General features: G+C 39.4%; 25 protein-coding genes. 7 read left to right on the plus strand and 18 right to left on the minus strand.

What is annotated here, in order from left to right:
• The first annotated feature begins 89 nt into the window (after positions 1 to 89).
• Positions 90 to 992: a hypothetical protein gene (locus tag BN988_RS12960; protein WP_036577203.1), complete on the plus strand. Its 903-nt coding sequence runs from the start codon at positions 90 to 92 to the stop codon at positions 990 to 992.
• 64 nt (positions 993 to 1,056) lie between these two features.
• On the opposite strand, the gene BN988_RS12965 is transcribed toward BN988_RS12960, so the two are convergent.
• Positions 1,057 to 1,410, minus strand: a complete 354-nt coding sequence (locus BN988_RS12965) for a winged helix-turn-helix transcriptional regulator (protein WP_036577204.1) — start codon at positions 1,408 to 1,410, stop codon at positions 1,057 to 1,059.
• Positions 1,411 to 1,605: 195 nt separating this feature from the next.
• On the opposite strand from BN988_RS12965, the gene hxlA reads away from it, so the two are divergent.
• Entirely contained in the window at positions 1,606 to 2,238 is a 633-nt protein-coding gene (hxlA, locus tag BN988_RS12970; RefSeq protein ID WP_036577205.1) for a 3-hexulose-6-phosphate synthase, read from the plus strand.
• A gap of 6 nt (positions 2,239 to 2,244) precedes the next feature.
• On the plus strand, positions 2,245 to 2,802 hold the full coding sequence (gene hxlB, locus BN988_RS12975) for a 6-phospho-3-hexuloisomerase (protein WP_036577206.1): 558 nt from the start codon (positions 2,245 to 2,247) through the stop codon (positions 2,800 to 2,802).
• Between the two features lie 97 nt (positions 2,803 to 2,899).
• On the opposite strand, the gene nhaC is transcribed toward hxlB, so the two are convergent.
• Positions 2,900 to 4,357 (minus strand): Na+/H+ antiporter NhaC, encoded by a 1,458-nt coding sequence (nhaC, locus tag BN988_RS12980; RefSeq protein ID WP_036577207.1) that lies wholly within the window; start codon positions 4,355 to 4,357, stop codon positions 2,900 to 2,902.
• Positions 4,358 to 4,372: 15 nt separating this feature from the next.
• On the minus strand, positions 4,373 to 5,536 hold the full coding sequence (locus BN988_RS12985) for a trans-sulfuration enzyme family protein (protein WP_036577208.1): 1,164 nt from the start codon (positions 5,534 to 5,536) through the stop codon (positions 4,373 to 4,375).
• A gap of 205 nt (positions 5,537 to 5,741) precedes the next feature.
• Here BN988_RS12985 and BN988_RS12990 point away from each other — a divergent pair, with 205 nt between their 5' ends.
• The gene (locus tag BN988_RS12990; RefSeq protein WP_036577209.1) at positions 5,742 to 6,431 is read left to right on the plus strand and encodes a FadR/GntR family transcriptional regulator; all 690 of its coding nucleotides are present in this window, start codon (positions 5,742 to 5,744) and stop codon (positions 6,429 to 6,431) included.
• 93 nt (positions 6,432 to 6,524) lie between these two features.
• Here BN988_RS12990 and BN988_RS12995 read toward each other — a convergent pair whose 3' ends face one another.
• The 3 genes from BN988_RS12995 to BN988_RS13005 form a co-directional block, all read right to left on the minus strand.
• Positions 6,525 to 6,908 (minus strand): DUF2512 family protein, encoded by a 384-nt coding sequence (locus tag BN988_RS12995; RefSeq protein ID WP_036577210.1) that lies wholly within the window; start codon positions 6,906 to 6,908, stop codon positions 6,525 to 6,527.
• A gap of 47 nt (positions 6,909 to 6,955) precedes the next feature.
• Positions 6,956 to 7,786, minus strand: coding sequence for a manganese catalase family protein (locus BN988_RS13000; protein ID WP_036577211.1), 831 nt, complete (start codon positions 7,784 to 7,786; stop codon positions 6,956 to 6,958).
• A 192-nt stretch (positions 7,787 to 7,978) separates the two neighbouring features.
• Positions 7,979 to 8,152 carry a hypothetical protein gene (locus BN988_RS13005; RefSeq protein ID WP_036577212.1) on the minus strand — a complete coding sequence of 58 codons (174 nt, stop codon included), beginning with the start codon at positions 8,150 to 8,152 and terminating at the stop codon, positions 7,979 to 7,981.
• Positions 8,153 to 8,299: 147 nt separating this feature from the next.
• Here BN988_RS13005 and BN988_RS13010 point away from each other — a divergent pair, with 147 nt between their 5' ends.
• Genes BN988_RS13010 through BN988_RS13020 form a run of 3 tightly spaced genes read left to right on the plus strand, consistent with a single transcriptional unit; the run spans position 8,300 to position 9,783 of the window.
• Positions 8,300 to 8,692: a DMT family transporter gene (locus BN988_RS13010; protein ID WP_330944987.1), complete on the plus strand. Its 393-nt coding sequence runs from the start codon at positions 8,300 to 8,302 to the stop codon at positions 8,690 to 8,692.
• Between the two features lie 17 nt (positions 8,693 to 8,709).
• Entirely contained in the window at positions 8,710 to 9,060 is a 351-nt protein-coding gene (locus BN988_RS13015) for a DMT family transporter (RefSeq protein ID WP_036577213.1), read from the plus strand.
• A 42-nt stretch (positions 9,061 to 9,102) separates the two neighbouring features.
• A complete protein-coding gene (locus BN988_RS13020; protein WP_036577214.1) occupies positions 9,103 to 9,783 on the plus strand; it encodes a uracil-DNA glycosylase in 681 nt (226 codons plus the stop codon).
• Between the two features lie 62 nt (positions 9,784 to 9,845).
• Here the strand turns inward: BN988_RS13020 and BN988_RS13025 are convergent, their stop codons facing one another.
• From BN988_RS13025 to BN988_RS13080, 12 genes are all read right to left on the minus strand, one after another.
• A complete protein-coding gene (locus tag BN988_RS13025) occupies positions 9,846 to 11,060 on the minus strand; it encodes an EAL domain-containing protein (RefSeq protein ID WP_036577215.1) in 1,215 nt (404 codons plus the stop codon).
• A gap of 330 nt (positions 11,061 to 11,390) precedes the next feature.
• Positions 11,391 to 12,155 carry an ABC transporter permease gene (locus tag BN988_RS13030; RefSeq protein ID WP_036577216.1) on the minus strand — a complete coding sequence of 255 codons (765 nt, stop codon included), beginning with the start codon at positions 12,153 to 12,155 and terminating at the stop codon, positions 11,391 to 11,393.
• On the minus strand, positions 12,152 to 12,880 hold the full coding sequence (locus BN988_RS13035) for an ABC transporter ATP-binding protein (protein ID WP_036577217.1): 729 nt from the start codon (positions 12,878 to 12,880) through the stop codon (positions 12,152 to 12,154). Before BN988_RS13035 ends, BN988_RS13030 begins: the two co-directional genes overlap by 4 nt.
• Before the next feature lie 159 nt (positions 12,881 to 13,039).
• Positions 13,040 to 13,945 carry an oligopeptide ABC transporter permease gene (gene opp4C / locus BN988_RS13040; protein WP_036577218.1) on the minus strand — a complete coding sequence of 302 codons (906 nt, stop codon included), beginning with the start codon at positions 13,943 to 13,945 and terminating at the stop codon, positions 13,040 to 13,042.
• Between the two features lie 11 nt (positions 13,946 to 13,956).
• Positions 13,957 to 14,922: an ABC transporter permease gene (locus BN988_RS13045; RefSeq protein ID WP_036577219.1), complete on the minus strand. Its 966-nt coding sequence runs from the start codon at positions 14,920 to 14,922 to the stop codon at positions 13,957 to 13,959.
• A gap of 57 nt (positions 14,923 to 14,979) precedes the next feature.
• Positions 14,980 to 16,794: a peptide-binding protein gene (locus tag BN988_RS13050; protein WP_036577220.1), complete on the minus strand. Its 1,815-nt coding sequence runs from the start codon at positions 16,792 to 16,794 to the stop codon at positions 14,980 to 14,982.
• Positions 16,795 to 17,037: 243 nt separating this feature from the next.
• Positions 17,038 to 18,036, minus strand: coding sequence for an ABC transporter ATP-binding protein (locus BN988_RS13055; RefSeq protein WP_036577221.1), 999 nt, complete (start codon positions 18,034 to 18,036; stop codon positions 17,038 to 17,040).
• Positions 18,033 to 19,019: an ABC transporter ATP-binding protein gene (locus BN988_RS13060; RefSeq protein WP_036577222.1), complete on the minus strand. Its 987-nt coding sequence runs from the start codon at positions 19,017 to 19,019 to the stop codon at positions 18,033 to 18,035. Before BN988_RS13060 ends, BN988_RS13055 begins: the two co-directional genes overlap by 4 nt.
• Before the next feature lie 185 nt (positions 19,020 to 19,204).
• Positions 19,205 to 19,702 carry a hypothetical protein gene (locus tag BN988_RS13065; RefSeq protein ID WP_036577223.1) on the minus strand — a complete coding sequence of 166 codons (498 nt, stop codon included), beginning with the start codon at positions 19,700 to 19,702 and terminating at the stop codon, positions 19,205 to 19,207.
• A gap of 8 nt (positions 19,703 to 19,710) precedes the next feature.
• Entirely contained in the window at positions 19,711 to 20,718 is a 1,008-nt protein-coding gene (locus tag BN988_RS13070; RefSeq protein ID WP_036577224.1) for a DUF3231 family protein, read from the minus strand.
• A 1-nt stretch (position 20,719) separates the two neighbouring features.
• Positions 20,720 to 21,328 carry a DUF3231 family protein gene (locus tag BN988_RS13075; RefSeq protein WP_231495253.1) on the minus strand — a complete coding sequence of 203 codons (609 nt, stop codon included), beginning with the start codon at positions 21,326 to 21,328 and terminating at the stop codon, positions 20,720 to 20,722.
• Positions 21,329 to 21,380: 52 nt separating this feature from the next.
• Positions 21,381 to 21,728, minus strand: coding sequence for a DUF3231 family protein (locus tag BN988_RS13080; protein WP_036577226.1), 348 nt, complete (start codon positions 21,726 to 21,728; stop codon positions 21,381 to 21,383).
• Positions 21,729 to 21,873 lie beyond the last annotated feature (145 nt).

Genomic DNA, 21,873 nt, shown 5'->3' on the forward strand with positions numbered 1-21,873 from the left:
CTATAATACAAAACTAGTAGTCCCCTTGTTTCCCGCCTTATAAGTCTGTTATTCTGAAAAGAATACATAAGATATTAGGGGGAAATAGGTTGTACAAATCTTTTGTAGCTATAGGGATTATGGCTACTATAACGTTAGCAGGTTGTGACTTAAATCAGCAGGAAAACATAAAAAAGGTTTCAATGGCTGAAGTTAGCCAGCAGGAAGAATTGAAGAAAGAAGAAATAGTTCTCGATAAAGATGAAGTAAGCGATAAAGCAGAATCCGCTGGTTCTGACTCTGAGGATAAAGACCAAAATGTCAAAGAAAAGGCGGAAAATACAACGAGTGCGAACAAATCAGAAACCGACGAACCTGAAAAACCGGAAACTGAAGAAGAGGTTAAAAGTGAAAAGGCAGAAGAAACGAATCCTGCAGAAAAGACGGAGGCAGAGGGGTCAGTAGCTACAGAGAAAGAAACGGAAAAGCCAGCTGATACGTTTAATCACTATCCAAGAGGGCAATTTGCGGTGGATGGCAATCCGGGTCAGACAGTGGAAAATGCGACTGGTGTTTTTACAATTGAAAAAGCAACAGAAGCAGGAAATGTGAAGGTCGGGCCTATAAACATACAAATTAACAATGTCAGTCTTGTCAGTGGAGAAGTAACAGAAGAGTCGATAGCTGGTGTTTCAGGTGAAGAGGTGTGGTTTTTGCAAGTGGACGCCGTTTTGCAGAACACAAGTGACCTTCCCATTCGTTTCTTTTTTGCAAGCACCACAATGGATATGAATGGTCACCAGTTAACCGCTCATGATATGTTTAGTGGCAGGACAGACGGAGATTACACCAGTACGACACCAAAGAATGCCACGTTGGTATACATGTTAAATGGAGACCACCCACCTTCAGAACAAATTAACAATGTAACAATCGATATAACCTCATCTCCTATAAATATAGAAACAGAAGAAAGCGTTGGGGCTGGAACGTCGATTGATGTTTCGTTTTAAGAAGTAGGAGTAATTTTAAGAAGCAAAACCACTACACTTCAAGTCAGGTAGTGGTTTTGTGTTATTATTTAATCATTTTGTCTTCGTGTAACACTTCTTCCATGTAATCTTTTCCCCATTCATACATTGCATCCAAAATAGGCATTAGTCTAGTTCCATACTCTGTTAGCGAGTATTCTACTTTTGGCGGTACAACAGGGTAGACTTCCCGGTGTATAATATAATGCGCTTCAAGTTCGCGTAGTTGATTCGTCAACATTCGTTGGGTGATCCCAGGCATAAGGGTTTTTAACTCACCAAAACGTTTCGTTCCTTTTTTTCCTAAATGCCAAATGATTAGCATTTTCCATTTACCACCTATGACAGAAAGAGTTAATTCCTTTTCACAGTTAAAGGTTTTTTCAGCGAAATTAGGCAAGTTTATCAATCCCTTTCTTTTTATTTAAATGGAGTTGGACAGTATACTTTTTTACACTATCTGTAATGAAAGTGCGTACTTCCCAATTCATTTTATAGAAAGTATAATCCTTTTTAAGCAGCTGAGTAAATCAATTCGTTTTTGAGCATCCTATTCTTGCTGTGAAATATTATGATGTAAAGGGGATATAAAAAGATGAAATTACAGTTAGCGCTAGATCTAGTAAACATACCAGAAGCGATTGAACTTGTATCTGAAGTTCAAGATTCTATTGATATTGTAGAAATTGGAACACCTATTATTAACAAATTTGGCCATGAGGCTGTTCGTAAAATAAAAGAAGCTTATCCAAGCTTAACAGTGCTTGCTGATGTGAAAATTATGGACGCAGCTGGTTATGAAGTAGAGCAAGCTTCGAACGCTGGTGCCGATATTGTTACGATCCTTGGTGCAGCAGAAGATAGCTCTATTCGTGGAGCGGTGGAAGCAGCAAAAGAAGCAGGAAAAGAAATCCTTGTAGACATGATTGCAGTGAAAGATATCGAAACGCGTGCTAAAGAGCTTGACCAGCTTGGTGCAGATTATATCTGTGTCCACACTGGGTATGACCTGCAAGCTGAAGGCAAAGATTCTTTTGAGGATCTACGTACGATTAAAGGTGTTGTTAAAAATGCGAAAACAGCGATTGCTGGTGGGATTAAGCTTGAGACACTTCCGGAAGTAGTTAAAGCTCAGCCAGACCTTGTTATTGTAGGTGGCGGTATCACTTCAAAAGAAGATAAAAAAGCGGCAGCAGCCGAAATTAAAGAACTAATTAACAAAGGGTAATGGAAGATGAATACGACGCAATACTTTGAAGAGATTATCCGTGAACTAGAAAGTACAACGCAATCTATCTCAGAAGAAGAGTCTGAGAAATTAGTCGAGGCTATCGTTGCAGCTAATAAAGTGTTTGTAGCTGGCGCAGGACGCTCTGGTTTTATGGGGAAATCATTTGTCATGCGCATGATGCACATGGGAATTGATGCCTATGCAGTTGGCGAAACGGTTACCGCGAATCTGCAAGAAGGTGACTTGCTAATTGTAGGAACGGGGTCTGGTGAAACAAAAACATTGGTACCCATTGTGGAAAAAACCAAAAGCTTAGGTGGTAAAGTAGCAGCCGTAACGTTATCACCACAGTCAACGATTGGACGGCTTGCTGATCTTACGGTTGTTCTTCCAGGTGCACCGAAAGATCAGGAAGATGGCCAATATGAAACCATCCAACCGATGGGATCTCTCTTTGAACAAACCTCCTTACTCTTTTATGATGCTGTAATTCTGCGTTTTATGGAGAAGAAAGAGCTTAACTCGAAACAGATGTATGGAAAGCATGCTAACTTAGAATAGAAATTAATACAAGAAGCTGTACCCTAAATGTTGGGTACAGCTTCTTTAAGGTTTGTCGACTAAATCAAAATCAGCAAGGTCCTGTTATTTTTTGCCATTACATTGCCTCCTGGTTTGTTTCACCTTCTTTAACATCTTCATCTAATTTACGAATGCCAAAGCCATTCGTATAAGGGGCTAGAAAACCATATAAAGCAGAAAACACAATGCCACCTAGGTTGAAAATTGCCCATGGGAGAAATTCAAAGTTTCCTACACCAAGCGTTGTAGCCATGAATACACCCGAGACGGTCCAGGGCATGAGAGCTTCCGTAATGGTAACTGAATCCTCCATGCTTCTAGATAGGTTTGTTGGGTGGAGATTCCGTTTTTTATATACGTCGCCATAAATGTCGTTTATCAAGAAATACGTCACAAGGGCGTTTGATGTACAATTAATAACCGCAAAACCTGTAATTAAGGAGGCGAAAATAACGCTTCCAATGGATTTCAGGTACGTAATAACTTTTTCAAGGATAACGTTAAGTGCTTGTGAAACTTCCAATGCAGATGCGAAAAAGAAGGCACAGAAAACGAAGAATGTCGCATTATACATCGAGTAGAGTCCACCACGGTTTAATAGTTCCTGAATATCTTCTGAAATAAGGTCTGGTGAAACTGCAAGCATTTCTATATTGAACCCTTCTACAGCTGCAGTGAACAAATTAGCAACACTGGCACTTTGGAAAAAAAGTGCGATGAGCATAGCTGTTATAGCCGAACAAAATAGAACGATCAATGGGTTCTTCTTCATAAGTGATCCTGTAATCACGATGACTGCTGGAAGCAACACGACGGGATTAAGGACGAATAGCTCATTAATTCCTGTCAGCATTTCATCTATACTGTTTAACTGACCAGGTGATGAGTCTATTTGAAGTCCAACAAAATAAAAAACAATGATAGCAACAATAGATGAGGGAACAGAGGTGTATAGCATATGTTTAATGTGTTCATATAAATTGGAACCTGCAGCAAGTGAACTCATATTGGTTGTATCCGATAAAGGAGAAAGCTTATCTCCGAAATACGCACCGGAAACGACAGCACCTGCAGTAACCGCTAATGAAAGATCCATTGTTTGGGCAATACTCATAAGTGCAACACCAATGGTCCCGGCAGCGCCCCAGGAAGTTCCCGTACAGGTGGAGACGATGGCCGTAACCAAAAATGCTAGTACATATAGATAAGCAGGATCAATGATTTCCAGCCCGTAATAAACGAAGAACGGGATAGTTCCTGAAATCATCCAGGTTCCAATAAGCAGACCAATACTGAATAAAATTAAAATAGCTGGCAAAGCAGTCTTGATTTTTTCTCCCATCACGGTAATGATTTTTTCCCATTTATGACCGTATAACCCAGCAAATATTGCGAATACGACACCTGCGAAAATAAGCATCAACTCAGCTTGAAATTTCAGCACACCAATCCCGATAATAAAAATTGCGAGTGCGAGGACAATAGGAACCATGGACATCCCGACGGTAGGCCGTCTCACTTCATTTTGACTCATTTTAAATCTCTCCCTTTAGTAAGATTTAATCGTTTGCACGGCTTGAAATCCTTTTTCTAAGTCAGCGATTAATAAATCAGGCCCTTCTAGTCCAATTGAAAGCCGAACTAGTCCGGGGCTTATTCCTTGTGCTTCGAGATTAGAAGCATTATCACGTTTTATTGGTGCATTAATTAAACTCTCGTACCCTCCCCAGCTAACGCCAATTTTGAAAACCTTCATTTGATTGATGAATAAGGCAACTTTTTCAAAAGCACCTTCTTTCAATTCAAAGCTTAATAGTCCAGAAAAACCGGTCATTTGCTCTTTTACGATAGGATTGTCTGTTTGTAAACTCGGGTGGTGTATAGAAGTGATCTCCTCCTTTGTCTTTAAATAGTTAATCATTTGCAGCGTATTATATTCATGTTGTTTCATTCTTATAGGTAAGGTCCGTAAGCCTCTTAGAATTAAAGAAGCATCATGTGGAGACATAACCGATCCATTGAGTTGAAATCCATATTTAGATATTTGATCGATTAATTCTTCGTCCCCTATCACTGCTCCGCCTACTACGTCACTGTGCCCACCGATGTATTTCGTTAAGGAATGGATAGAAAGGTCAAAACCTAACGTTAAAGGTTTTTGGAAAATGGGAGTGGACCATGTGTTATCAATTGCTGTAATAATCCCATGCTGCTTTGCAATAGTGGAAATACTTTTCAGATCGATTACTTTCATTGTCATCGTGCCTGGGCTCTCCACGTAAATTAACTTGGTATTTGGTTGAACGTCGGCTTCCACTTCTTCACCTGTAAAACTATGTTCAATACCAAAACGGTTAAGATGCTCTACTAGTTCCTGTGTCGGTCCGTAGATCGTGTTTACGAATAACACATGATCGCCTTTTTGAAGGAGAGAGAGGAATACTGAGCTGATGGCTCCCATCCCCGAACCGAAGCATTTACACCTCTCCCCACGCTCAAGCATGGCTAGTTTTCTCTCGAGAATTTCAGTTGTCGGATTGACTCCGCGTGTGTATACGTAATTCTCTCTTTCAGCTGATTGCGCTTTTGTAAACGCTTCAAAAGTTTCGAACGCAAATAAGCTGGTTTGATAAATGGGAGGGGAGACCGCCCCGTGGTGCTTTTCAGGTGTGTCAAAAGAGTGTGTGCATATTTGTTCATCTGTGTATGACAAGTTGTATGAACCCCTTCCTAAGTTGATGAAATTATACCGGTGTAACGCCGAAAACTCCCACTGATTGAAGTTTCACTTTATCGTATCATACTTTCAACCTGTATGAAAGGTTGGATTTTTCGGATAATTAATAATTGAGAAGTTTTTTATGATAAAGTAGAGGAAGAGTATAGTAGCTATACAATGAGCGGTGTTGAGGTGAAAAATGGAAGCAATTAAAAAGAAACGATTATCGGAAATTGGTGCAAAAGAGATTAAAAGGTATATAAAAAGAGAGAAACTTAAAAGTGGGGATAAACTACCGTCCATAGCTGAATTGGTAGGAATTCTTCAAATTGGAAGGTCGTCGTTAAGAGAAGCTCTACAACTATTGGAAACCCAAGGAGCTATTGAGGTTTTAAACGGTAAAGGAACTTTCATTAAAGATATGAAGCCCTTCCAAATTCAACTATCCTTTGAAGTAGAGAATGAAAAGAATTTTCTGCTGGAAGTGCTTGAGGTACGAGAGGCGTTGGAAGGAAAGGCTGTCCAATTAGCTGTACACGCAGCGAATGAAGAAGACATTAAAAGAATGCAGGTCCATTTAAAAAGCTATGTTCAATTTATTAAGGAAGAAAAAAGAGACGAAGCAAACCAAGCTGATGCAAGCTTTCACCAAGCAATTTATCGTGCATCTAAAAACACCATGCTGGAAAGCATGATCGACTCAGTCTGGGAAACCTGCCATAAGTTTTGGAATGGGCCTTTTGGAAAAGAGGATATTTTCGACGAAAGCTACCCCCACCATGAAACGTTACTTCAAGCAATTAGAGAGCGGGATACAGATAAAGCAGGAATTGCGTTCGAGAAAATCATGAAATCAGTAAGAGACTCGATTTTGGAGATTCGTGCTTAAACGGTGCTTCAGTTTAGTCTAAGAACATATTCTATTAAGGAACAATGGTGATAGAAGAAAGACTATCGAAATTGATTGGATAGTCTTTCTACTTTAATAATTATGAGATGTGCGGTATCTATTACCAAATCCGATATCTTTTTTAAGAATGTAGATATGGAAGAAGTATTCACCTAAAGCCATAACGATGGCTGCGATAACAGCTGCTAATGCCATTGAACCTACAGAAAGACTTGTAAAAGCCATTCCTAAAAGCCAAATTATCACAAAGGCCATGCCGAGGTCTGCCATTGTTGCCATCATATTTGATGTCTTAGGTAGGATAAATACGTCTCCTAACAGATAGGAAAGTATGCCGAGAATTAGGGTAATAAGTAGTACATTACCAAACGAAATTCCAAACCCAACTCCTAAAACTAAATAGAGGACAACGAGAGACATTACACCTTTTATTGCTAGTGCTTTACCATGTTGCATCATAATTCCTCCTTCGCTTAGTTGGTTTTTCAAAGTGTTTACGTTTATTACATTTTATCCTCGTTTGGAGGAGTGTTGTGCATATAGGATGGTGCTGGATTAAGCACCGGCTTCTCACCATGTGAAACTGGATTGCTTACATATTCAAAGTTTGCTGCACCGTCTGGAGCTTGTTTACCAACAAAGTCTAATTTTTCACTGTCATTTCCTTCAGAGAAGTTAATTAGCTGATGAGAAAATTCTGTTGCTTCCCAGTCTGCTGGTACAGTACTAGGGACGATAACGCCTTCTTTTGCTTCAAGTTCTTTAATGGCTGCAATCCACTGATTTTGGTGCATTGTATCACGTGCTAAAAGGAAAGAAAGTAATTCTTTAACACCGCGGTCATCTGTCATTTCATAAAGTCTAGCAACTTGAAGTCTACCTTGTGATTCTGCATTTAAGTTTGCGCGCATGTCTGCAAGTAAATTTCCGCTGGAAACAATATATCCTGCATTCCAAGGTACGCCTACACTATTTTCTGGTGCTGCGCCGATTCCAGATACGATTGCGTGATGCGGGTTCATATCCCCCATAACTGCACCGATAACTGGATCTTTTGCTGCTTCCTCCTGTGCTTGTACTGGAGCTTTGTCTAATAGTCTAGCAACCATCGTTGCTAACATTTCAACATGTCCAATTTCTTCCGTACCAGTATCCAAAATCAAATCCTTATATTGTTCGTTTCCTCTAGTATTCCATCCTTGGAAGAGATATTGCATGGCTACTGACATTTCACCATATTGACCACCTATAACTTCCTGTAGTTTTTTAGCAAATACGGGATCTGGGCGGTCTGGCTTAGCATCAAACTGAAGTTCCTTTTTATGGTTAAACATGAAATATTCTCCTCTCTGTTGTTGTTCCCTACTCCATTCTCTATTAGAAAATTTTAAACCAATCAAATATGAAAACCTGACTATTTAGTAGTGAAAAGCGTAGAATAAAGCTCTGTTGGAAGGGAAACTAGAGGTGGTTTTTACTAATTGTAAAAAAGAGGAGACCTAATCTAAAAAGGTCTCCTCCCAACGTTAACGTCGATGTTGTATGAGGTCAATTGTTCCTAAGACCACATGGGCTAATCCGAAGCCGAAAATGGTGTTTGCCAACATGTCATTGGCGTTCTTTTGCTTTTTTAGAATGTAGCCTGTTGTTGTCACAGCAGTTCCTAGTGTGGTTGGAATGAAGCCTTCGCGAATTTCCATTCAATCTCCCCCTACATCGAGTTATGGCACATGATGTACCAGTAAGTAGTATCACCATTTAAGGAAATAGGATGCTTGCTAAAAAAACAGCTCAACCGTTATGATTAGAAAGATGTTGATAGAAAATAGAACGGCTGACCGGAAGTAATGATAGGACTTTTATTTAATAGTTTTTTGCAAGCAAAGTTTAAGGGAAAAGAAAGTGGTGTAAAGATGAACGCGTATATTTGGTTAACGATGGCTATTCTATTTGAAGTTTTTGGGAGTTCCATGCTTAAGGTTTCCAATGGATTTAAGAGGTTAATTCCAGCGATAGGGGTAATTGTCGGAATGGGATTTGCTTTTTATTGTTTATCCATTGCCTTAAAAACACTTCCTCTTGGTAACGCCTATGCTATATGGGCTGGTCTTGGCACGGCTTTAATTACCTTAGTAGGAGTTGTTTTTTGGAAAGAGAAGATGAATTTAAAAAAGGTTGCGGGCATTATATGTATCATTACAGGCGTCGTCTTACTTAGGCTCGCTAATCCAGGCCACTAGAATAGAGGAGATAAATAATGAAAAAGGGTTACATTGCTTTATCCATTGCGATTATTAGTGAGGTATTCGGTACGACGATGATTAAATTATCTAACGGATTTACAGAAATGCTTCCCCTAATTGGAGTTGTGGTAGGGTTTGCTTCAGCATTTTACTTTTTATCTGTCTCTCTTAAAGAACTCCCTCTGAGTTTAGCTTACGCCATTTGGTCCGGAGTAGGTACAGCATTAACAGCTATACTTGGTATTGCAATTTGGCAGGATCCTTTTAATGCGATTACCTTTGTAGGGCTGCTTCTAATTGTTGGTGGAGTCGTTTTAATGAACGCTTCAACAGGGAAAGAACAAGAAACAGAACCTTCTCACTAGTACTCGACGGAAATAATAAACACTACGAAGGGAGAAGTTAAAATGGGAAAAGATATTCTAAAAAATGACTGGGCTCCATTGCTTCAAGACGAATTCTCAAAAGAATATTACCAAGCGCTGCGAACATTTTTGAAAGAGGAGTATGCAAAGCACACCGTTTATCCAAAGAAGGAAGACATTTTTAATGCACTTCATTTCACTCCGTATGAAAAAGTAAAAGTAGTCATCCTAGGACAGGATCCATATCATGGCCCTACCCAGGCACATGGCTTAAGTTTTTCTGTAAATCCACAGGTAAGTGTTCCACCATCTTTGCGAAACATTTTTAAAGAGCTGCAGGATGATTTAGATGTCCCTATACCAAATCATGGGTGTTTGATCGATTGGGCAGAACAGGGAGTATTGCTCCTAAATAATGTCTTAACGGTTCGGAAGGGACAAGCACATTCACATAGAGGTATGGGCTGGGAGCAGTTTACAAATCAGGTGATCGAGAAGTTGAATAATAAAGAGACCCCAGTAGTATACATTCTGTGGGGATCAGCGGCTCAAAAAAAAGAGGCTCTAATTGATACAAATAAGCATTATATAATAAAAGGGCCTCATCCAAGTCCATTGTCTGCTTATCGTGGTTTTTTTGGAAGTAAACCTTTTTCTCGGACAAACGAGATACTAAAGAAGCAAGGATTAAAAGGAATTGATTGGTCATTGGAAAAAATATAATATAGCGGGAAAGGGCTGTTTAAAAACAGCTCCTTTTTAATATTAACTAAAAAGCAAAGGTGTTATAGAAGACCTTCTTGTTCATATAAAAAGTCATATGGGATATCAATAAAAATAAATACATCCTCTGACATAGGGAAGGAGTACGTTCTTATACGTTCATCACGTTCAATGTCTGTATATAGGTCAGAAAGTATGCCTTTTTTCTCTATGTTCATGCGGACAATGTTTTCAAAAAAGTAAGGGCGCCAGCTCCAGTTCTTTTGTCTTCCTTCATAATGTAGTTTCCACTCGCCATCACTATTTTTCTCTGCGTTGGAGGAAAGTTGATATCCAGCTTGATTACATATGTAAACACGGAATGTAATAGGATCACAGTCATTAGCAATGGTAAGTATTGTTTTATCATAATGGTCTTCCGTGTTTAACTTTTTCAGGCTTTTACTTAGTTGATTGTTTATTGATTCAGTCAAATCAAGCTGAGCTTTCATCTTTTTCTGTTCAAATGTGATGAAATGGTTAAAATCTTTTTTTATTTTCTCCTTACAACAATCTGTCGCTACAAATTCAGGCAACTCTTTTGCGAAGTAAATTCCTTGGTAGTAACGCCCGCCATTTCTCCAAGCATAATTTAATTGTTGGAATGTTTCTATGCCTTTAAACAGCAGTGTAGCACCTATTTTCCTTGAGAACATAGAGAGTAAATGGTGCACATCTTGGTAGAGATGTGGTAATGCATCATTTTCTAGAAAAGAGGTATCTACTTTTAAGATATTTGGTTTAATCATCGCCAAGCGTTCCAAATTTCCATTTTGGTTCCCTGCATCATCAATTGCCAGGCGTATGCCAAGTGTTTGAATATAGGCTAGTAGGTGTTTGTAAGAGTCAATGTGTTTGATCACATAATCTGCAGATAGTTCTAGAACGAGCCTGTTTAAATTTAAACCTCGTTCTGCGTATGATTGCAATAGATTTAGTAATGTTTCTCCATTATCATTTAATAATAATTTTGCATTATAATTTATAAATAAAAGCGTTGATTGTTCAGTATCGAAAAAGAGGTCTAAGGCTTTTTGTTGGATAATCGTGTTCAATTCCAAACGAAATTCACTCGGAATGGAATCATCCTTAAAAAACCAATCTAGACTGAGTTTTTCAGAATCTTCGTAGTAGGGTTTTAACTCGTAGCCAATAATTAATTGATTTTCGGCACTAATAATCGGCGAAAAATATGGAACAACTTGCTCTTGATTCATCATGATATCTAAAGGGTCCAAATCGATCACCTCCATCTCTGGTTATATGTATTATAGCATGAGAGAAGGAGGATTTCTTTAATTTCAATTAGGGTAGCTTCACATTTGAATTGCTAAAAGATCTGTTCCTAGATGCTTCATTAAACTTCCTCCCATATTCTCTTTTCAAGGAGCGTTTAAAATCCTCATACTCCATATTGGTTTCTCACTCCCTACCACTTCATAGTAGTAATCTTAATAGTATATTTTGATTGGCCAAGTAGTGGGTGGGGAGGAATAACAGGGACTAACTAAATAGGGAAAGAGCATATAAAAAGGATAGAAGTCTCCCTTTCCAGAAGACTTCTATCCTTATTTCTTAGCTTTTTCTAGTTTTAAAAATTGCATGCGCTCATTAAAAAGGGTGGGATAGGATAAATATCCTAGCATAATACTTGTCACAACGGCTGTCGTTAGGAGTAGAAAAAGAATCAGTAATTGAAATAAAACGGCCTGTAAAGGGTCTGCTCCAGCTATTATTTGCCCGCTCATCATACCAGGGAGCTGCACAAGACCAATAGTTTTCTGACTCTCAATTGTTGGGATGGTGCTCGCTTGAATTGATGTGATTAATTGCCTATGGACTGCTTGCTTCGGCGTTCCACCAAGGGAAAGAATAAGCTCAGTATCTTTTGATTTTGACTCCACCTCTGATATAAAACGATTTAGAAACAATATGGAGAGCACCATGGAGTTCCCGATAACCATACCACTAATTGGAATGATGTACTGGGCAGTGGCAGGTGTTATGCTTAGCCCTATTAGAATTCCTTGGGTTAGTATCTCAACTGTAAGAAAGGTGAGAATGAGTTTCCATGTAATCCCTTTGATTTGTACGCCTTTTTTTCTAGCGTTTTGTGTTGCTGCAGCTATCATAAGAATAATCATGAGGAGGATATAGATAAGGTGTTCCGATTCGAATACAAATTGCAGAACATAACCTACAGCGAGAAGCTGAATAATAGATCGTACTGTAGCAATCAGTGTATCTTTTTCAAGTCCCAAATTTAATGTCTTGGACAATACAAGAGGGATGATAACAAAAATTAATGTAATAGCCAGAGATAGATAGCTCATGAATGGTCTCCTTTCAAAAAGAGCCTGACTTCGTGATTTTCAGGATTGTCTAAAAGAGAGCTTTCTCCGGACTCAATAAGCTGTCCATTTATTAGCACCCACGTATAATCCCCGATTGTTCGCGCTTGTTGAAGGTTGTGTGTAATCCATACAATGGTCGTACCATAATTCTTATTAATCCTTACAATTAACGCTTCAATATCTTGTTGGGAAACTCTATCTAGAGAAGAAGTAATTTCATCTAGAAGTAATATAGAAGGGCGATTTACAAGCGTTCTAGCAATCGATAGCTTTTGCCTCTGTCCTCCTGATAGGTCGTTTGTACTCTGGTTAGAAATAGTAATCGGAAGACCTACGAGCTGCAGTAATTCTTGCGCCTTTTCCTCTGAAAGATCCTTTCCCTGTAAAGTTAGGGGCATAGCAAGGTTTTCATATACTGTTCCGTCAATCATGGTTGCATCTTGCAAGGCGAAACCAACCATTCTTCTTAACTCAACAGGTGGATAGGAAGCAATTTCTTTTCCTGCGATTAGTATGTCACCTGTATCTGCTGAATGTAGCCCATTGCATAATTTGAATAGGGTGGATTTACCAGCTCCTGATGGCCCTACAAGCGTGGTGATTTTCCCTTCATAAAAAGTCCCGGTAAGATTCTGTATGATGGTTTTTCCTTTAACAGAAAAGGTAACATTATTCCATTGAACTGCTGCATTTAATGATGGCATTTTTTCACTTCCTTTTCGCGCAAATGTGCTGCACTTTTCCTATTATGAGAATATCCATAGCGTAACATGTATGAGTAAAAGAAAAAACTTCCACTATTTATTAGTAGCGGAAGTTCTTATATCCCCTATATCAGTTCTCATAAAACGCTTCACGGGTCCTTATCTCCTGTTGCTTTTAGGGTCAAATGCATCTCTAAGCCCATCACCAATAAAGTTAATGGCAAGCACGGTTAAAAGGATAGCTAACCCAGGTGGAATCCAAGCTTCTGGATGATCACGTAAAATACGTATATTCTGTGCTTCTGAAATCATATTCCCCCAAGTAGGAGTAGGTTGCGGAATGCCCATTCCAATAAAGCTTAATCCTGATTCTACTATAATCATCGTCGCCATTAAGAGCGTAGCATTTACAATAATTGGCCCAATGGCATTTGGAATAAAATGTTTGAAAATAATCCGCAGGTCATTCGCCCCAATTGCCCTTGCACCAAGAATGAATTCCTGCTCCCGTAATGACAGGAAAGTCCCCCGCACAATTCTCGTTAAGGTCGGCCAGGCCGTTATGGCAATTACTGTTACAAAAATACCTACTGTTACTTTTTCAAGGATGGCAATAATAGTAAGAGCTAAAACGAGAAATGGTAATGCTAATACCAGATCGGCGGCACGCATTATCATATTATCTACTTTTCCACCGTAGTAACCTGCTACTGCTCCAGTAACGACACCGATTATAAGGGTGAATAACATAGCTGAAAACCCAACTGTAAGTGAAATCCTCGCACCATAAATTAGGCGTGCAAAATTATCTCTACCTGAGCCATCTGTGCCGAGTATATGATCTGCAGAAGGTGGTTTCTCAATAAGCATAAGATCCCCTTTTGTAGGATCATGTTCTGTTAAGATAGGGGCAAATAAAGCTGCCAAAATAAAAATAACTAAGACCACAATACCTGCAAGAGCCAACTTATTTTTTAAAAATCGTTTCCTTGCCAATGTAAAGGGACTCTGATTGTGTTTCTGAGTTAATGAAACTTGTATGTCTTCCGTAGAGTTTGCTTTCACATCATATCACCTCAATCATAGCGGATCCTAGGATCGACAATACTGTAAAAAATATCTGCCAGCAGGTTGCCTATAAGAATGGCTACACCTAATAGGAGTGTGATCGACATAATAACAGGATAGTCTCTATTTGTAATAGAGTTTATAAACAAGGTTCCAAGCCCAGGATAGCTGAAAACTTGTTCTGTTATGATGGCACCACTTAGTAATGCACCAAATTCAAATCCCATTAACGTGATGATTGGAATAATAGCATTTCGTAAGGTGTGCTTGTACAACACATTACGATCATTCATCCCTTTGGCTTTTGCTGTTCGAATATAATCACTACCAAGTACATCAAGTACTTCTGATCGCATATATCGCATATAGGTTGCGGTCCCTGCAAGTCCAAGGGTTATTCCTGGAAGTACCATGTGATGGATTCGGTTTAGGAACTCAGAAAAGCCCGTAATGTGTAAGTTAGAAATGGTTCCTTGCGCTGGAAACCAACCCAATTTAATGGCAAACACATAAATGGCAATTAGACCAAAGAAAAAGTTAGGAATAGCCAGCCCTAAAAACCCGAAAGTGGTAGCACTATAATCAAGAGGGGAGTAGGGGTTTTTTGCCGAATAGATCCCAATTGGTATGGCTACAACTAAGGTGATGACGAGAGCGAACAAACCTAAATAGACGGTATTAACAATTCTTTCACTAATAAGACTTTGAACATCACGACCTTTATAGTACATTGATTCTCCAAAATCCCCTCTTGCCATGGAAGTTGCCCAGCGGAAATATTGGACAGGAATAGGGTCGTTTAATCCGAGTGCTTCTCGCTGCTCATTAAATACTTCAGGATCAACAGTTGGATCAAGAATCTTACCGGTAAAAGGATCACCCGGCGCTGCTTTGGCTAGGGCAAACACAATGATGGACAGCATGATAAGCATCGGTATAAAAACAAGTATTCTTCTAATGATATATTTATGCATAATATCCCCCCCTATGAAGGAGGAGAGTATGCTAAGGCGCATACTCTCTACTTTATTTTAGTTCGCGTCATTAACCCACCACAGGTGAGCATCTTGATACATGGTGTAAGGTAATGGCTCTACACCCTGCAAACGTTTATTGTAAGCCCATAAACTATTTTGTGCGTATAATAGCAGTGCAGGAAGATCTTCAGAAAAGACGGTCTGCCATTCGGAATATACTTCTGCACGATAATCCTGTTCAAACGCTTCTGGTGCTTTTAATGCTTTTTGCATAAGTTCTTCTGATTCTGGGTTATTCCATCTTGAGTAGTTGTAAGCTGCCTTTGTAGCCCATAAACCAGATGGATCAGGGTCAGCACTTCCAAGACTCCAGCCCAATAAATATAAATCCCAATCGGTGTTATCATTTGTTAATTCTTCTACGTAAGCAGTCATTTCTTTAGGCTGACGTAAGTTAACATTAATTCCAGCTTCTTCAAGCTGTTGCTCAATTAATGGTGCAGATTTTTCACGAAGTTCGTTTCCTGTCGGATAGTCCATATTGAGTACCCATTCGTTGCCATCAGGGTCTTCTCTGAATCCATCTCCATCTGCGTCCACATAACCAAGTTCATCTAACATTGATCCAGCCTTGTCAGGATCATACGTGTAATTGGTTGCGGCAGCATCATCATAAGCCCAGAATTGTGTTGCGATTGGAGAATTAATTGGCTGCCCACGTCCGTATAGAAGCCCTTCTACAAGACCTTGACGATTTACCGCATAGGAAATGGCCTGCCTTACTTTTGGATCAGCTAATTTTTCGTTTGGTACCCAATTGTCTGGTTCTAGTGCACCTGATTCTACGTCTTCACCTGTACGATGATTATGTTTAAAGCCAAGGAGTTGATAACCAAAATCGGGTTGTTCAATGATTTCAATATTTCCAAAACCTTGTACGGTCTCAAAGTCAGCTGGCGGTATGCCATTTGGATCGGCAATGAAGTCTACCTCGCCCGATTCAAGTAAGCCAGTCATAACCGATTGTGCGACTACTTTCCATACAATGCTCTCTAAGTATGGAGTTCCTTGCCAATAATCTTCATGTCTCTCCAAAATATACTGTTCTCTTTCTACCATTTCCGTAAATTTAAATGCTCCTGTACCAATAATCGCACCAGCATCACGAGACTCCGCAGCTTCTGGCATTTCGGCTACTGGAATATCTTTGAAAATATGCTCTGGGATAATTGGGAAGCTCGCATAATACAGTGGATTAATATTTGGCTCTTCAAAATGGAATGTTACGGTATAGTCATCCTCTGCTACTACGCCTTCAAACGTATCTGCCTCGCCTGAACTGTATGCAGTATAGCCAAGTAATGGAAGGACGTAAGCAGTTCTTATCCCACCTGCTGAAACATAATCAGGATCGGACATGGATTTGTAAGTGAAAACAACGTCTTCAGCCGTGAACTCTTCTCCGTCATGCCATTTCACACCTTCTTCAAGCTTTAAAGTCAGGGACGTTTGGTCTTCGTTTGTTTCCCATTCTTTTGCTAAGCTTGGAATAAATTCAAGACTCTCATTCTGGGATACGAGGCTATCATGTGTAAAACTTAATATGTTAGCTTCATATGCTTCCTCGTAAAAAATAGGATTAAACATACCTGCTGGTGCAGAATACATTGCCCCAGTCAATGTTCCGCCTTCTTGCGGACCACTCTCGGCTTCTTCTTCCTTACCTTCTTCACCATCATCTGTATTTTCTGTTGTATCCTCAGTCTCTGCGCCTTCTTCATCGCCATCATCATTACAAGCAACTAACAAGAAACCCATCATGCATAAAAAGACTAGCAGAATCAATAATCTCCTAAACGTTCTATTCATCCTAAAATCCCCCTTTATTCAAAGAAATGATTAAACCAATAATCATCCACACCCTCCTTTTCGATAGTTTTATATGAAAAAAGGCAACATAAAGGAAATAATGGCCTTTTTTGCATGTGAGGATAGCTTAAGATTTCTTCTGAAGAGACTCCCACAAAATTCCTTACTTTAAAGACGTGCGATTTGAATCTTGCATTACTTTGTTCCTAACTTTGATGAACGTTACCTAAACCATCCACCATGTTATCCATGGTGTAAATGGCAGGATACCTCGTGTCCTGTCCCAACAGCAGTTAATGATGGTATTTCCTTTTCACACCGCTCATGTGCAAACGGACATCTCGTCCGGAAGGCGCATCCGGAAGGGGGGTTAGCGGGACTCGGTATGTCTCCTTTTAGCTTTATGGTAGGTTCATCTTCCTTCTTCTTGGTAAGGGTTGGAATAGAAGACAGTAATGCCTGTGTATAAGGATGGGCAGGTTCCTGAAATAGTTTAGAGGTTGGCGCTATCTCGACAATTTTTCCTAAGTACATCACGGCAACGCGGTCACTAATATGCTTCACAACACTAAGGTCATGGGCGATAAACAAATACGTAAGTCCGAGCTCTTCCTGTAAATCCTTCATAAGATTTAGTACTTGTGCCTGAATGGATATGTCTAAGGCAGAGACTGGTTCATCGCAAACAACAAATTCGGGATTAGTGATAAGTGCCCTGGCTATACTAATTCGTTGCCTTTGGCCACCGGAAAATTCATGCGGGTACTTTAAGCGGTCTTCAGCACGCAGCCCAACTTTTTCGATGAATTCTATCGCCTTTGCTTGCCTTTCTATTTTTGATAAAGAAGTTTGAACAAGTAAAGGCTCTTCTACCAATTCAGCTACACTCATCTTGGAATTTAGAGAGCCAAATGGATCTTGGAAGACCATTTGCATATTGCGTCGATAGGGACGAAATTGATTTCTTTTCATGCTTGTGATATTTGCATCTTTATAAAGTATGGTTCCTTCCGTAGCCTCGAGCAGTTTGAGAATAACCCTGCCAAGTGTTGATTTACCGGATCCTGATTCCCCTACAATACCAAGGGTTTCGCCTTGATTGATGGTTAAGGATATGTCATCTACTGCTTTCAACTGGCCAACCGTTCGTTTAAATACGCCACCCTTAATTGGAAAGTATTTTTTAATATGCTGAACATTAAGGACAGGCGTTTCTTCTTTTGTTTCATTTTTTACAGTCATTCCTTCACCTCCGAGGGATAAAGATGACAACGAACATGATGTTCCGAATCACTTGTAGACAAGCGAGGATTGTGTGAATGGCATTTTTCCATTACATGTGGACAGCGTGTAGAAAAGCGACAGCCTGAAGGAAAATCATAAGCTGGCGGAACGGTCCCCTTGATCGTACCAAGTCGGTTTACGTCTTTATCCACCATGGGAAGGCTATCCAATAGACCTTGTGTATATGGATGTTTTGGTGATTCAAGTAATACATCAACAGTAGCCTCCTCTACAATCTGACCACCATACATCACCATCACCCGATCAGCATATTGGGAAACCACGCCAACATCGTGGGTGATTAAGAGAAGCGCCATTTGAAATCTTTCTTTCATTTCGTTCATTAAATCAAGGATTTGTGCCTGAATCGTAACGTCAAGGGCAGTGGTCGGCTCATCGGCTATTAATAACATAGGGTCACAAGAAATGGCCATTGCAATCATCACCCGCTGTCGCATTCCTCCTGAGAGCTGGTGTGGGAACTCCTTCATTATTTCTTCAGCTCTTGATAGACCAACTAGCTTTAATAAATGGACAGCATGCTGATGAGCTTCTTGCCGACTCATGTTTTTATGCTTTCGAACAATCTCAGTGATTTGGTTTCCAATTGTAAACACGGGATTAAGTGCCGTCATTGGCTCTTGAAAGATCATCGCTATATCATTACCACGGATTTTTGTCATCTGCTTGGCGTTATAATTGGTAATGTCCTTTCCATTAAGTGTGATTTTTCCGCCTTCAATTCGACCTGGTTTATTAATTAATTGCATAATCGAAAGAGCACTTATGCTTTTGCCACTTCCCGATTCGCCAACTAGCGCGACAGTCTCTCCAGGGGAAATCTTGAAAGAAATATCATCCACTGCCTTAGCGGTTTTTCCTTCTTCTAGGTGAAAATATGTCTTTAAATTATCCACTTGCAGCACAGCTTGCTGTGTCATGTTAACACCCCAATCTTCAATTAATAGAAGAAAAATATGATGGCTTTTTTAAAATAGAATGATTCGTATAAAATATGAGATGAACTTGTATAATATTCTATTTTTGTGAGAGAAAAGCATTAGGATGGGACAAAAGGGTTACGACAAAAAGAAAACTCCCGAGCAAATTTATCCTCAAGAGTTTGTTAGGTTGAATCTGTTCGATTGTGGTAAATAAATTTCAATAAAACCCATCTGATTAATCCTCCTACAGCTAGTCCAACTGGTAGAGAAAGGATTGGGAGCCACATAGGGCCGATTAAATAGCCGGAGATTTTGAGCACCGGTGAAAATATAAGACCAAGTGTTACAAAGTATGCGGAAAAGACGAGCGGTAAATAGGCGAAGGCTTTTTTACCACCACCAGCATCTTTATAAGCGTCCCATATACCGAAGAAGTAGAGACAGGGATAAAACATCAGCCAAAGATAATTTGTCTGTTCAATAGCCTCTTCGATTTTAAAATGAAAGCTTAAGATGATAATTCGGTTAAAGTTTCCCAAAACATTAATGAGAAATTCCAACCCAACAAGGGTAAGACCTTTCACGTACTTTTTGTTTAACAACTGTCCGAAACCTGGTAAGGCAATACTCCATAAAACGGCCTCTAGTTTTTTGCTTTTTTCCTTGAGATTCGTCTCCATAGACACACCTATTTCGCTAGTTCTTTTCTGTCAGCTGCAATAGGAGGCTGTTCCATCCAACCTTTTTCGATATAAATATTGGCAGAGTCATTTGCGTACTTAGAGATTTCGGCAATTAATCGGGTATATTGTAAAGCTAAATCATGTCGTGGACTAGTAGATATTGAAACACCATATTCTCCAATGCTTGAATTAATGAGGTTAGTAACCACATACATCATCAACTTATCAGAGAACGGCGCAGTAGTAGATGTCGTGACCTCTGACGTTAATAAGGGTGAACCTTGGGGAAGATTATCTACATGCAGCAATTTAGTAAAAACAGAAAGGTGCTTTTCGGAGATATCCCTTCCTTTCTCAAAGAAACGTCTTAATTCTTTGGAAGGAGAAACTTGGCTAAATCCGGTGATCAGCGCATGTCCAAGTGCATTTCTTTTTGAATGAAAAAGAAGGTTACTTATTTCGATGCCAAGTAATGGCCTGCGTTCGCCAAACCAACCCGATAGAAAGCTATCATTTTTAACAAATTCTACTTGTTGAGGAATTGGGATTACAGGATTTTTTGAAGAAAGACCTTTTTCTTTTAAGAGCGCTTTTGTTTTAATATGAAGTTCTTTTGTTGATTTTAAGCATTCGGAAAAAAATTGAATAACATCATTCCTGTCTGATCCTGCCAAAGCCATGCTATACATGCTTAAAGATATGATAGTCATATTTAATATATATTCGAGATATAACGCATCAGAAAATAACCTTGGCGCGTCTGATCTAACGTCTTCTTTTGTAAATCCCTGAGGAATAGGGTAATCTTCCGCATTAAAAAGTGCAATAACCTCATTATTTTTTTGTTCGGCAACTAATTTGGATTCTTCCAGTATTTCCTTAATATCTTGATCCTCAATATGTGTTAGAAAATGTGTTAACCCACATATTGCAAGTGTATTGCTTTGATAGGCAGTCCATAAGTGGGACACTTCTGAGGCTGTTAGGTGACTGTTTGTGTGTTTTTCTTCCACGTTACTCTCTCCCATTCTGAATTAAATCGTTTCTATCGACCATCCTTGGCGGCTCTTCAAACCAATCGTTATGAATCATTAGTTTTATACCTTCTTCTGCATAAAAGGCTATTTCACCACTATGTTTTGCATAAAGAGTCGTAATGTCTCTTCTGGCACTAGTCGCAATGCTCATTCCATAAAACGCAACTCCTTGGGTAATCATGCCAATTGTATAGAATAACATGAGCTTATCGGAAAATGGACTCACATGAGAGGATTCGGTTACATAGCTATCAGAGCCCATCGGAACGGGAATGTAGCTTTTCTCTAAGTAGTTCGAAAAACTGGATACATGCTTTTGGGCTATGTTATTTCCTTTTAATAAGTATGCTTTTATTTCTTTTGATTCAACAACCTGAGCAAACCCTAATATCGTTGCTGCACCAAGTGCATTACGTTCAATATTTGCGTAAAACTGGGCAATTTCACTAGCAAGTAAAGGGCGCTTATCCCCAAACCAACCGTTTAAGAAGCTATCTTTTTTTACAAAGTGCACTGTATCAGACGTAGGAATGTTAGGTGGTGAGACGTAGACACCTTTTTGTTGAGCAATTGTAATGGCTTGCATATGCACTGAGTTCGCTCTCCTAAAAGTTTCCGTATAAAAGTTGTATATGTCTTCAAGAGCTTTGTGAAATACCATTAGCACAGTGTGTCATTACAAGAATGTGCAAATTTATGGCAAAGTATAACGTATACGTATCGGAGTATAATCGCGGTGCTGTTAAGTTGATATCCTTTTCCGAAAAACCCTTTGGAACAGGATTTGTACTCTCTGTAAGTAATTGACTAGTAGTTTCTAACGCAAAGGTTGATAATTCATAAGCATTATTCAGTAAACCACGAATATTCTCATCCTCTACATTTTCTTTAAAATAAGCCAACATCGCATTGGTAGATGAGGCGTTCATATACGATGCCCACAAGTTGGCAATTTCCGAGGCGGTAGCTTTTATTTGTTTATCCATGCAATAGCCCTCCTTCATTCAGCTAAGCATAGTTTGGCATTCAATAGGTGTTTTATACGTGTCTTTAAATAAGAAAAACATGTTCTGTATAAAAACCTTCCTTTACGGGAAAAAAAAGGAAAGGTCAAGTTAGCCTATGGGGGTG

The sequence above is a fragment of the Oceanobacillus picturae genome, assembly GCF_000612865.1.
GTDB classification, from domain to species: domain Bacteria; phylum Bacillota; class Bacilli; order Bacillales; family Amphibacillaceae; genus Oceanobacillus_B; species Oceanobacillus_B jordanicus.

Excerpts from the sequence above, each read along its gene's own strand:
- BN988_RS13060 (WP_036577222.1), bottom strand. The coding sequence starts at position 19,019 with ATGACACAGCAAGCTGTGCTGCAAGTGGATAATTTAAAGACATATTTT.
- BN988_RS13010 (WP_330944987.1), top strand. The coding sequence starts at position 8,300 with ATGATAGGACTTTTATTTAATAGTTTTTTGCAAGCAAAGTTTAAGGGA.
- BN988_RS12990 (WP_036577209.1), top strand. The coding sequence starts at position 5,742 with ATGGAAGCAATTAAAAAGAAACGATTATCGGAAATTGGTGCAAAAGAG.
- BN988_RS13045 (WP_036577219.1), bottom strand. The coding sequence starts at position 14,922 with ATGCATAAATATATCATTAGAAGAATACTTGTTTTTATACCGATGCTT.
- BN988_RS13065 (WP_036577223.1), bottom strand. The coding sequence starts at position 19,702 with ATGGAGACGAATCTCAAGGAAAAAAGCAAAAAACTAGAGGCCGTTTTA.
- hxlB (WP_036577206.1), top strand. The coding sequence starts at position 2,245 with ATGAATACGACGCAATACTTTGAAGAGATTATCCGTGAACTAGAAAGT.
- BN988_RS12995 (WP_036577210.1), bottom strand. The coding sequence starts at position 6,908 with ATGCAACATGGTAAAGCACTAGCAATAAAAGGTGTAATGTCTCTCGTT.
- BN988_RS13075 (WP_231495253.1), bottom strand. The coding sequence starts at position 21,328 with ATGCAAGCCATTACAATTGCTCAACAAAAAGGTGTCTACGTCTCACCA.
- BN988_RS13030 (WP_036577216.1), bottom strand. The coding sequence starts at position 12,155 with ATGAGCTATCTATCTCTGGCTATTACATTAATTTTTGTTATCATCCCT.
- BN988_RS13015 (WP_036577213.1), top strand. The coding sequence starts at position 8,710 with ATGAAAAAGGGTTACATTGCTTTATCCATTGCGATTATTAGTGAGGTA.
- hxlA (WP_036577205.1), top strand. The coding sequence starts at position 1,606 with ATGAAATTACAGTTAGCGCTAGATCTAGTAAACATACCAGAAGCGATT.
- BN988_RS13005 (WP_036577212.1), bottom strand. The coding sequence starts at position 8,152 with ATGGAAATTCGCGAAGGCTTCATTCCAACCACACTAGGAACTGCTGTG.
- BN988_RS13000 (WP_036577211.1), bottom strand. The coding sequence starts at position 7,786 with ATGTTTAACCATAAAAAGGAACTTCAGTTTGATGCTAAGCCAGACCGC.
- BN988_RS13020 (WP_036577214.1), top strand. The coding sequence starts at position 9,103 with ATGGGAAAAGATATTCTAAAAAATGACTGGGCTCCATTGCTTCAAGAC.
- BN988_RS13035 (WP_036577217.1), bottom strand. The coding sequence starts at position 12,880 with ATGCCATCATTAAATGCAGCAGTTCAATGGAATAATGTTACCTTTTCT.
- BN988_RS13050 (WP_036577220.1), bottom strand. The coding sequence starts at position 16,794 with ATGAATAGAACGTTTAGGAGATTATTGATTCTGCTAGTCTTTTTATGC.
- nhaC (WP_036577207.1), bottom strand. The coding sequence starts at position 4,357 with ATGAGTCAAAATGAAGTGAGACGGCCTACCGTCGGGATGTCCATGGTT.
- BN988_RS13055 (WP_036577221.1), bottom strand. The coding sequence starts at position 18,036 with ATGACTGTAAAAAATGAAACAAAAGAAGAAACGCCTGTCCTTAATGTT.
- BN988_RS13080 (WP_036577226.1), bottom strand. The coding sequence starts at position 21,728 with ATGGATAAACAAATAAAAGCTACCGCCTCGGAAATTGCCAACTTGTGG.